We start from the raw sequence: 11,551 nt of genomic DNA, 5'->3' as shown, positions 1-11,551 counted from the left end.
CCAGAACATAGCCACGGAATAGGTGTAAAACTTCGATATGTGGATCCCTTCGAAACTGACTCGTCCCGGCCGCTTACATAATGCAATCCTACGACCTAGGGTTCTCGATCTGCTTCACAATGCAGATTGCTATAAGCTTGTGTTGTTCCGCTCTCCAGCGGGCTACGGCAAAACCACCATGGCTGCACAATGGTTGGTAGATAAACCTAATGTGGGTTGGTACAGCATTGATGATAGCGACAATGATGCCTTCCGCTTTATCAACTACCTACTTCAATCACTTAATAAAGCGACTCAAAATGCCTGTCCGAATGCCCAAAAACTGGCAGAAAAGCGACAGTTTTCATCGCTGCATTCTTTATTAAGTGAAGTATTTGCCGAGATGTCGGAATTCCATCACGAGTGCTTTCTGGTGTTGGATGACTATCACTTGGTCAACAATGACGACATCCACGAAGCCATGCGCTTCTTCCTCAAACACATGCCCGATAACCTAACGATGGTTGTCACCAGTCGTGGTACGCCACCACTTGGTACAGCAAACCTGCGCGTTCGTGACTTAATGATCGAATTAGGTAATGACTCGTTGGCGTTTGATACCGAAGAAACCACACGCTTTTTCAACCAACGCGTAGCCGACGGCATTGATGACACCACGGCAGATAGCATTTGTAGTTATGTAGAAGGTTGGCCTTCTGCACTACAACTTATCGCGCTACAAGCACAACACCAAAAACGCACTCTTGCACAGTCCGCAGAGTCATTCTCTCACTTTAACCACGCCCATCTTTGGGACTACTTGGTTGAAGAAGTATTCGACCTGCTAGACAAAGAAACCCGACAGTTCTTGATGCAATGTTCTGTGCTTGATCACTTCAACGATGAGCTTGTGTGTGCACTTACACAGCGTGAAGATGCGTTAGGTATGATCGAATCACTCAACCGTTTTGGTTTGTTCATCTACCCGCTTGAAGGTGAAAAGAACTGGTATCGCTTCCATAACTTGTTTGGTGAATTCCTCGCACATGAGCGCCAAGCTCGAATTCCTCAGCAAGAAGCTGAACTGCATCGAAGTGCTGCAAAAGCGTGGATCAAGCAAAACACACCACACCAAGCACTACGTCACGCACAGCGCGCTGAAGATCCAGAACTGATCATTCAAATCCTGACTGAGCACGGTTGGCCGATGTTCAACCAAGGTGAGCTTTCGTCATTAGAAATGGCGATCAAACAGCTAACCACAGATCAACTATACAGTGAGCCAAAGCTTTCGATGTTGCGCGCTTGGCTTGCACAAAGTCAGCACCGTTATGACCAAGTGGGTACTTTGTTGGAAGAGGCTGAGACTCAATATCAAGCGCGAAACATTGAACTCGATACTCAGCAGCAAGGCCAATACAACGCCTTACGCGCACAAGTTGCCATCAACAGCAATGAGCCTGAGAAAGCATTGGAATTGGCTGAGCTTTCGTTGAGTCAGTTGAACACCACCGTTTATCGTAGCCGCATTGTCGCAACCTCGGTTGTGGGCGAAGTGAATCACGTAATGGGTAACCTAAGCCGTGCGCTACCGATGATGCAACAAACAGAAAAACTGGCACGTCAGTATCAGGTTTACCATCAGGCTCTGTGGGCGATTCTGCAACAAAGCGAAATCTTGATTGCTCAAGGTTATGTTCAAGCTGCATTTGAGCTACAAGACAGTGCATTCAAATTGATTGAAGAACATCAGCTGCAATACGTACCTCTGCACGAATTCTTGCTGCGTGTTCGCGCTCAGATCTTCTGGTGTTGGAACCGACTAGATGAAGCGGAAGAGTGTTGCTACAAAGGCTTAGATATCCTTGGTCACCACTCTCCGAGTAAACACCTGCACAGCTATTCTATGTTGGCTCGTATTTCATTGAGCCGTGGTGAGATTGATAAAGCGTCGAAATTTATCGACCAGATTCAGCACCTATTGCGTCAATCGACTTACCACGTAGATTGGACGGCAAATGCTTCTCTTTCTTTGATTCTGTTCTGGCAAGTAAAAGGCGATAAAGAAGCTATCCGTGATTGGCTGAGTGTGGCTGTTCGACCTGAATCGGCAAGTAACCACTTCTGCCAACTTCAGTGGCGAAACATCGTTCGTGCTCACATCATCCTTGAGCAGTATGAAGACGCAGAAGAAGCGCTGACTTTCCTTAAGAGTGAAGCCCAGCGTTCGCACCTGATTACAGACACCAACCGCAACTTGATCGTTGAAGCCGTGTTACGTACACAAATTAACGATGAAGACAGCGCACGAATACTACTCGAAGAAGCGCTTCATATGACTAACCAAACCGGTATGGTCGGTAACTTCTTGGTAGACGGTGGGACTATCGGGCATATCTTGGATAAGTTGAGCAACAAGCCAGGCTTAGGTGATTTAGAACGTCACCGCGCACAACAAATCATGAAAGATATTTCCGCGACCCAACGCAGCCGCTCGGTTCACTTCGATGAAGACTTTGTTGAGAACTTGGTTAATCACCCGAACATTCCTGAGCTTGTGCGTACTAGCCCACTCACCCAGCGTGAATGGCAAGTACTTGGTCTGATCTACTCAGGATTCAGTAATGAGCAGATCGCTCAAGAACTCGATGTAGCGGGTACCACAATCAAGACTCACATCCGTAACCTTTACCAAAAGCTCAACATTGCTAACCGTAAAGAAGCAATCAGCACAGCGGAGAACTTGCTGCAGTTGATGGGGTACTAAAACGGATTCAAGATTCGAGATTCGAGATTCGAGATTCGAGATTCGAGATTCGAGATTCGAGATTCGAGATTCGAGATTCGAGAAAAGTTTAAGCTAGTCACCTATGGTGGCTGGCTTTTTTTCATCTGAAGTTTAGAGCCTAAAAGTGTAGGAACGGGAAATGAAAAAAGACAATCACCAAATGACAAGCAAAAAAATAGCCAACCGCAATAATCGCGATTGGCTCTATATATTTGTGAACAAATCATAAGTTCACTAACAACGTCAGTTGGCTAGGTGACCCTCGGCTTAAGAAGGGTCAATGTATATAATGCAGTTAGTGTGCCAACTTTTATTCGACGTTTTATAAGCCCTGCATCGCATAAAAACCATGAATTTGTCATGCGAATTGCAAAGTGCATTTGCATATTGCAACCAAGATGCAATATCGATAAGGGATCAGTTTCATCTCTGCTCTTAATGACAAATCACTAAGTGGTTGTTATCTAAATGTTAGGCAAATATTCACTTCAACTTATTGCCTTACAATTAATAGAGTAATAAAAGCCCTTCCCCAAAAGCATATTCATACTTTTTTTACACTAAAGTTTGTATACTGCACAAAATCATCCTCAACTCTATGAAGCAATGAACTACTTAAGTACTTTTTTCAAAGGCATGGCAATGGGCGCAGCAGACGTTGTACCTGGCGTGTCGGGCGGAACCATCGCATTCATCACTGGTATCTACGATACGCTGCTAGAAAGCATTCGCAGAATTAACCCTAGCGTACTTGGCTTATGGAAACGCGAAGGCTTCAAAGCCGCGTTTAATCACATCAATGGTTTCTTCCTAATTTCACTGTTCGCGGGCGTATTCACGAGCATTGCGACATTCGCAAAATTGATTTCTTGGTTATTAGTCACCCACCCTGTTCCACTGTGGTCTTTCTTCTTCGGCCTGATCTTGGTCTCGGTTTTCCATATTCTTAAGCAAGTAGAGAAACGCGATATGATTCGCTTCGTGTTTTTGCTGCTTGGCGTTGCTTTCGCTTATAGCATTACCGTGCTTAAACCGCTGCAAATGGAACCAACCAGCATCAACGTATTGATTGCGGGTGCGATTGCTATCTGCGCGATGATTTTACCCGGTATTTCAGGCAGCTTTATTCTGCTCCTGATTGGCATGTATGGCCCCTTGCTTGGCGCCGTTAAATCATTTCAAGTCGATGTACTTGCGCTATTCCTTGCGGGCTGTGTGATCGGACTGCTGACTTTCTCACATGTACTGTCTTGGCTATTGCGTTCATTCCGCGACTTCACATTGGTATTCTTAACCGGTTTGATGATCGGTACGCTGCCTAAGATCTGGCCTTGGAAAGAGACCATCAGCTGGCGCACAAACTCAAAAGGTGAACAAGTTCCTCTGATTCAAGAAAACCTATCACCGTTTGATTTTGAAGCGGTAACCTCTCAGCCTTCTCAGTTGGTCATGGCGATTGTGATGATGTTTGCTGCGATTGCATTGGTTTTAGGCCTGGAGAAGTTCGCAGAGCGTAACGCTGACTAATCATTCAACGTATTTCTGGAACATGTTCAAAATGGATAGAACTTAGAAATACTAAGCTCACATATCTATTAAACAGACAAAAGCGAAGCCAATGGCTTCGCTTTTTTAGTTCTACCATACGCACAAAATTGCTTTTTGATACAAGCACGTATTGAGGGGTGTGATAACATCGCCGCTCTTATAAAATTAAATGAGAACACGACATGCACTCTGCATTAAAGGTTGCTGCTGTTGGGATCGCTCTCGTGGCAGGCTTTTATGGGCCGCAAGCAATTCAGCAGTTTAAATCAGCGATGGAGCACTCAACTGCCGACGTCAACTTAGATGATTACTGCATGCTTTCAACCACATCGTGTGAGCAGGAATCCATTTCAATGTCGCTTGACCGAGAAACCGCGCAACCTCTTCTACCCACAAAGATAAAGGTAGTTTGGGAAGGTGCTGCATCTGAGACACTGGTGTTATCGCTCACAGGTTTAGAAATGGAAATGGGATCAGCGCGTTTTCAATTAAAGAGCATTGGCAACAATACCTATGAAGGTGATGTGATTTTACCTGTATGTACTTTAGATAAAATGACATGGATCGGTGAACTCACTGATGGTGTCGATACTGTAAACCCTGCAATAAGGATGGCAAGATGAGTAGAAATTGGTCGTTAGCATTGGTTGTCGCTTTTGTACTTGGCTTTGGTGTCAAAAGCTATCTTGATGGGCAAAACGAAGTTCAAGAACAACACGCTGCAAAACAAGAGTTCTCCGCAACGACTCTTTTCGGCAAAGACAACCAACCAACGGAAATCTTTGACCAAACCGATGACAGAATTCGTATCGTTTACTTCGGTTTCACACGCTGCCCAGATGTGTGCCCCACTTCTTTGGCTATGTTGGCCGGAGCACTTAACCAAGTCTCTGATGAAGCAAAAGCCAAGATTCGCCCGATGTTTGTCTCTCTCGACCCTGAGCGTGATGCAGCAGAAGCCTCATACGAATACGCACAATACTTCCACCCAATGATGGAAGGATTAAGTGGTCCTTTGGATGTGACAACCACGCTTGCACACAACTACGGCGTTATTTTCAGAAAGACCAAGCTTGAAGGTTCAGAGTTGGAATACACCCTAGACCACAGCTCATATTTTTATTTTTTAAAGCCCGACGGTACCTTGATTACCAAAGTACCGCACACGTTGACGCCAGCGCCAATTGTTGAGGCTATCAACAAGCTGACGCAGTAAAACGTAAAAACAAAGAACTTACTCAATAAAGTTCTAAAAAAGTCAGGTCCCAGACCAAAAACATAAAAATTAAGGACAACAACATGAAGTTAAAAGCACTTGCTCTAGCAGGCTTATTGCTCACCCCTTTTGCTCAGGCTAGTAGCGATATTATGGTTCATGACGCGTACGCTCGTGCAACACCGCCTTCAGCAGTGAACAGCGCGGTGTTCACTACTCTGATGAACCACAGCGATAAAGATCGCGCTATTGTTTCTGCAACAACACCTGCAGCAGGTAAAGTAGAACTTCATGATGTAATCATGGATGGCGATGTTATGAAAATGCGCCAAGTTCAAGAAATCACCATTCCTGCGAACGGTGAAGCGGTACTTAAACCTGGTAGCCTACACATCATGTTGTTCGACCTAGCAAGCAGCCTAAAAGAAGGTGAGCAAATCGAGATGACACTGACTTTCGCCAATGGTGAAACACAGACCTTCGATGCGCCGGTTAAGAAAGTGATGAGCGGCATGAAGAAGATGAATCACGATCATCATTAATCGTATTCATAATTGTGTCTCGTCCTAAAATACGTTGACGATTTTAGTAAGCCAGTAACGCAAGTTGCTGGCTTTTTTCATGCATCTTATTTGGCGTATTCATACCTAGGCTGAGATGTGGCCTCATTTCGTTGTACGTATATATCGACTCTTCAACAAGTGTTTTCAACTCGCGAAGATCTTTGCACTGAGTAAGCAAGAACTCTTGCTTGAGGATACCATTGACCCGCTCAGCTAAAGCGTTTTGATAACAGTCATAACCATCTGTCATTGATGGTGTTATGCCATACTTTTTAAGTTTCTCTTGATAGAGGTTTGAGCAATACTGAAGCCCTCTATCTGAGTGATGGATTGTCGCATGACGATAACATCGAGTTTTTACCGTCATATCTAAAGCCTTCACAACATCGCTCGCTTTCATTTCATTGCTGACTTCATACCCCATTATTTTACGGCTGAAAGCATCTGTAACCAATGACAAGTAGTGAACGCCCTCGTTCGATTGAACATAAGTGATGTCGCTCACCAGAACCTCTTCGGGTTTTGAAGGAACAACTTCTTTTAGCAAGTTCGGATGTTTTTTCATCCAGTGCCTGCTGTTCGTTGTTTTGGTATAACTCCGTTTTGGCTTAACGAGTAAGCGCTCTTCTCTGAGGTAATCAAACAAAGCATCACGCCCAAGTTTTATTCCCATAGCTATCAGCTTAGGTTTCAATAAGAAATAGAGCTTACGAGTTCCTAATCGAGGCATGAAGCGTCTTAGTTCAAGGACCATTCCTTTCACTGGGGCAAGCTCAGCCTGACGAGTTTTCTTACGTTTTTCTATCTGATAGACATATTGACGAGATATATCGAGCAATGAGCAAGCTTTACTTAAGCTTACTTTCCTCTCTTTTTGAAGGCTTCTTGCTCCTTCGCTATATACTTTTTTCTTAGCGACATCCCATGCTCAGCGTCAAGAATATCGACACCTCTTATATCAATTAATGTTGTCAGAGCGCTAACTTTTTTAAGTAACAAGTTGACTATAGAGCTTTGTAGGGAAGAAGATCAGTCAATTAATGCAAGTATAAGGTCATGTCAGTGTATATCGACTTAAAGCGGAAACTAAAACAAATTCCCATAGACAAATTAAATGAAGAAAGTGATTTGACTCTAGGATGGGGAAGCTATGGAAGCATTGGTTTACAAGATATTACAAATGAATATCGGACGGTTATCTTATCAGAAGCAGGAACAGGTAAAACAGAAGAGCTTAAATCTCTAACAAATAAACTTCGCTCAAAAAATCTCCCTGCATTTTTTATTCGACTAGAAGACCTTACCGGCGATCTTGAAGACGCTTTTGAGCTTGGTACTTATGAAGAATTTATCTCTTGGATAAGTTCAGAAAATGAAGGTTGGCTATTATTAGACTCTATCGATGAAGCACGACTGTCTGACCCAAAAGATTTTGAGCGAGCAATAAAAAAGATCTCTAGGCGACTAACTACTGCTCTAGATCGTGTGCATATTATTTTAACAGGAAGAACATCTGCATGGCGTCCTAAAAGTGATTTGCTCTTATGCGATTCAATGCTTCCATTAAAACAAAGCCAGAAAGGCAATGCTAAAGATGCCCAGAACCCAAGCGATAGCGCTTCTACTTCTGACTCAACGTTAAGTACTGAGTTCAAATTCTACCAATTGGTTGAATTGAGCCGTGAACAGATAAAACTATTTGCGGAAGCGAAAGGTATTAGAGATCCATCTAAGCTACTTAATGATATTGAGCGAGTTGATGCTTGGAGATTTACGACCCGCCCTCAAGATCTTATAGACCTTATCGAATATTGGAAAGTTCATAATAAACTCGGTACACGGATGGAGTTAATGGAAGACAATATTCAAAGAAAATTGTCTGAGCGCTCTCTCGACAGGGTTGAAGCAAGCGAATTATCACTGGAGGAGTTATATTCAAAAGCTCAAACCCTAGCTGCGGTATCCACCCTGACAATAGTACCGCACATCGAGCTCCCTGAAGGTTCTACACACTTTTTCGGTAATTCATCTACTTCAATTCTGCGTGATTGGAATGGCAATCAGATCCTGAATCTACTTAAAAGGCCTATTTTTGATGAAGCAATATACGGTGCTGTGCGCTTCCATCATCGTTCAGTCAGAGAATTCCTTACAGCAAAGTGGTTCAATGCCCTGCTATCTCAGAACTCTTCTCAGGCACACATAGAATCTCTATTTTTTAAAACGCAGTACGATATTGAAGTAATAACCCCTTCATTAAGACCTATTCTCCCATGGTTAGTCATCTGGAATGAAAGCATCCGTGAACGAGTATCCCAAGTAGACTCTAAGGTATTTTTCGAAGGTGGTGACCCTAGTCAACTTAACTTGGAAGTACGTAAAAAAATATTACGAGATGTGTGCGAGGAATTAGCTAAAAAAGATTCCAGGCAACTTCAATATGATATTAGTGCAATTCAGCGTTTTGCTAGCCACGATTTAACTACACATATAAAATTACTTCTTGAAGAGTATTTCGACAATGAAGATGTCGTCGGGTTACTGTTAAGAATGATTTGGACAGGTAAAATCAAAGGGCTCGAAAACGAGGTCATCAAAGCGATAAAAACACTACATTTTGAAAAGTACACCCACATCTCTGCCATAAGAGCCGCTATGGTAGTTTGCTCTCCTGAGACTATAGAGATGCTCAGAGATTACTATCTTGAGAGTCACTCCAAGTTAAGCAGAGAAATACTGTCAGACCTAATTGAAGACTTAGAAATAAACGAAAAGAATTTGAATTGGTTAATAGCTTGCTTTAAACAACTTGCTCCAGCAAAAGAGTATACATATGACAGATTAGGCGAGAGCCTGATTCATACTTTAAGAAAAGCAGATGCTGATAAGTGTTGGTTTGTCATCACTAAAATAAAAGAACTCGTTGGAACAGAACCATTTCATGATACTTGGCGCTATTCCATTTCGAAAAGGTATGCATGGTTACTTCCCCTTGCAGCATGCTTAATTGACCGACTTATTAATGAACAGAATTCTTTAGCTCTCAAACCTAACGTGATTGAGTTGCTTCAAATGATTTCGGTAGCTAGAGAGTACGACATAAGAGGTATTGATGAGGTTAAGGAAGATTTTGCCAAGAAAATACCTGAGTGGAGTGAGTTGAATTGGACTCTCTTTTGGGCTTCCATTGAACAAACAAGAGAAAATGTAAAGTGGGAAGTACAAAATTATAGGCAAGCTACTCTTTATGGAAAGTATTGGAGCTTTGGGGTTAATGACTTTGACAAGGTACTAAGTGAGCTAAACAACAGGAAGACGCTCGATGACAAAAGAATCGTCTTATCTTTAGCCTTCGACTTATACAAGTCATCTGGAAAACAAACGGCTTGGCTAAACAAAATTCAAGAGGGTATATCCGAAACCCCAGAGCTTCTAAACTGCTTGTCCCTATTAGTCACACCGCCTCTCCCTACCCAAGAAGAACTTAAACACCAAGAACAAGAAAAAAAATGGGAAATAAAACGAAGAGCGCGCGAGGACAAAGACAAGAAATACCACGATGACTGGAAAACCTGGCTAAATGTTAACTTACAGAGAATCAAAACTGAGCAAACAAAGAGCCCTGGAGTTCTTACTAATGCATTATGGTATCTGCACCATCAAACAGAGAAGTCTGATGATTCTTCCGCACGCTGGACTAACTATAACTGGTCTTCTTTGAAGACAGAGTATGGCACAAAAGTCGCTGAATACTATCGGAATGGGGCCACTAACTTTTGGCGCAACTTCAAGCCACAGATACGTTCAGAAGGTGCTGATTTTAATAGTACAAAAGGTGACGTGATTTTCGGCCTTACCGGTTTAGAAATAGAAGCTCACGAAAACATAGACTGGGTAAAGTCGCTTACTCCCGAAGAAGTCGAGTTGGCATGTAGATATGCGTCCTTCGAACTTAATGGATTCCCGACTTGGTTTCCTAAGGTATTTAGTGCTCACCCTCAAAAAGTATCCAACTTTATTTGGAAACAGATAGAGTTTCAATTACAGGTGGAGACGGAATCTAGTCAGTTTAATTATATCCTAGATAAAGTTAACTGGACTGGTGATTGGTGCTGGGACTCCATCTCGCCGCGAATTCTCTCTTTTATAAAGAAAGAACCCAAGAACCTGGGAAGCTTAGATAAATTGCTTAAAATTGTGATGAGCTCAAATGTTAAGTCAGATGTTCTTGAAAAGTTAGCGTCTAAAAAATGTAAGCAATTAAAGGCCTATTCGCATCTTGCTCGTTGGTATGCAGTTTGGGTCGCTGTTGAACCTTCAAGCGCAATAGAAAGCTTAGAAAGCAAGCTGTCCCAATTTGAGAGTGAACAAGAGCAGTTTGCTATGCTGTTCTTAACTAGTCTGCTCGGAGATCGTCGAACTAGAATCACTCATGAGAGAAATGACTTCAAAAGACCAATGTACCTGAGTCGACTATATCTACTAATGCACAAATATATACGCCCTGAGGATGATCTAAATCGTAGTGGTGGTGGTGTGTTCAGCCCTACATTGCGAGATGATGCCCAAGATGCAAGAGAACTTTTGTTTCGTGAACTAGACTCACTAAAAGGAAAAGATGCATTTTATGAAATGAAGCAATTGGCACTTACACACCCTGACCCATATTCCAGAAACTGGATGTTAGAAAAAGTTAAGGTTCACGCTGAAATTGATTGTGAAACTGGACCATGGCAGTCTCAGCAAGTATTAGATTTTCAAAATAACCTAGAGCGCACTCCAAAAAACCATGCTGAACTAGCAGAGTTGGCAGCTCTTAGGCTAAAAGACCTCAAATACGATCTTGAGGAGGGTGATGACAGTATAGCTAAAACTCTTCAAAAGGTTGAAAAAGAGACTGAAATGCGAAACTTCATTGCTTACATACTACGCAGCAAAGCTAATGGTAGATATAGCGTGCCTCAGGAAGAAGAGATGGCTGATGAAAAAAGGCCCGATATAAGGTTTCATGGTAATGGTTTTGATGCACCAGTACCTATTGAACTAAAGCTAGCAGAAAACTGGACAGGGCCACACTTAGCTGAACGTCTTGAAAACCAACTATGTCGTGATTATCTAAGGGACTGTCGGTCTGATAAAGGGATATTTTTACTTGTCTTGAGAAAGAAAAGAACTGATTGGAAGTTACCCAACGGAAATGCAAAGAGCTTTTCCGAACTAATTTCTAAACTTGAGCAGCATTGGAAAGCAATATCTAGCAAATACCCGAATGTATCAGATATTCAAATTATTGGAATCGACCTAATGCGAAGAAATAACTTAGGAAATTAGATTAACCTAATCGAGTGCATACCGGTGTTTTTCAAGGTAGTTGTCATCATTTGCTTACTTATTAAGCAGCTTCTCTTTCTGGATTTAGGTGAACGTCACCAACAGGCGCACAGTTCCTGATATCAC

At 42.5% G+C, this 11,551-nt stretch carries 6 protein-coding genes and 1 pseudogene; 6 read left to right on the top strand and 1 reads right to left on the bottom strand.

Annotation, left to right across the window (positions count from 1 at the left end; genetic code table 11):
- Positions 1-37: 37 nt before the first annotated feature.
- From malT to F0229_RS19225, 5 genes are all read left to right on the top strand, one after another.
- Complete coding sequence (malT, locus tag F0229_RS19245; protein ID WP_171733484.1) at positions 38-2,746, top strand: HTH-type transcriptional regulator MalT; 2,709 nt, start codon at positions 38-40, stop codon at positions 2,744-2,746.
- 627 nt (positions 2,747-3,373) lie between these two features.
- A complete protein-coding gene (locus F0229_RS19240; protein ID WP_171733483.1) occupies positions 3,374-4,294 on the top strand; it encodes a DUF368 domain-containing protein in 921 nt (306 codons plus the stop codon).
- A gap of 203 nt (positions 4,295-4,497) precedes the next feature.
- Positions 4,498-4,938: a hypothetical protein gene (locus F0229_RS19235; protein ID WP_171733482.1), complete on the top strand. Its 441-nt coding sequence runs from the start codon at positions 4,498-4,500 to the stop codon at positions 4,936-4,938.
- Entirely contained in the window at positions 4,935-5,531 is a 597-nt protein-coding gene (locus F0229_RS19230; RefSeq protein WP_004732104.1) for an SCO family protein, read from the top strand. Before F0229_RS19235 ends, F0229_RS19230 begins: the two co-directional genes overlap by 4 nt.
- A gap of 83 nt (positions 5,532-5,614) precedes the next feature.
- Positions 5,615-6,073, top strand: coding sequence for a copper chaperone PCu(A)C (locus tag F0229_RS19225; RefSeq protein ID WP_017061862.1), 459 nt, complete (start codon positions 5,615-5,617; stop codon positions 6,071-6,073).
- A gap of 43 nt (positions 6,074-6,116) precedes the next feature.
- On the opposite strand, the pseudogene F0229_RS19220 reads toward F0229_RS19225, so the two are convergent.
- A pseudogene (locus tag F0229_RS19220) lies at positions 6,117-7,042 on the bottom strand (IS3 family transposase); the annotation flags it as partial.
- A 114-nt stretch (positions 7,043-7,156) separates the two neighbouring features.
- Here F0229_RS19220 and F0229_RS19215 point away from each other — a divergent pair.
- A complete protein-coding gene (locus F0229_RS19215; protein WP_148668791.1) occupies positions 7,157-11,425 on the top strand; it encodes an NACHT domain-containing NTPase in 4,269 nt (1,422 codons plus the stop codon).
- Positions 11,426-11,551: the final 126 nt, after the last annotated feature.

Origin of the sequence: Vibrio sp. AIC-3 (genome assembly GCF_013114515.1) — a bacterium.
GTDB lineage: Bacteria > Pseudomonadota > Gammaproteobacteria > Enterobacterales > Vibrionaceae > Vibrio > Vibrio crassostreae_C.
This window is presented reverse-complemented; position numbering and strand designations above follow the sequence as displayed.

Coding starts and splice junctions, on each gene's coding strand:
- F0229_RS19235 (WP_171733482.1), top strand. CDS start 4,498: ATGCACTCTGCATTAAAGGTTGCTGCTGTTGGGATCGCTCTCGTGGCA.
- F0229_RS19230 (WP_004732104.1), top strand. CDS start 4,935: ATGAGTAGAAATTGGTCGTTAGCATTGGTTGTCGCTTTTGTACTTGGC.
- F0229_RS19225 (WP_017061862.1), top strand. CDS start 5,615: ATGAAGTTAAAAGCACTTGCTCTAGCAGGCTTATTGCTCACCCCTTTT.
- F0229_RS19240 (WP_171733483.1), top strand. CDS start 3,374: ATGAACTACTTAAGTACTTTTTTCAAAGGCATGGCAATGGGCGCAGCA.
- malT (WP_171733484.1), top strand. CDS start 38: ATGTGGATCCCTTCGAAACTGACTCGTCCCGGCCGCTTACATAATGCA.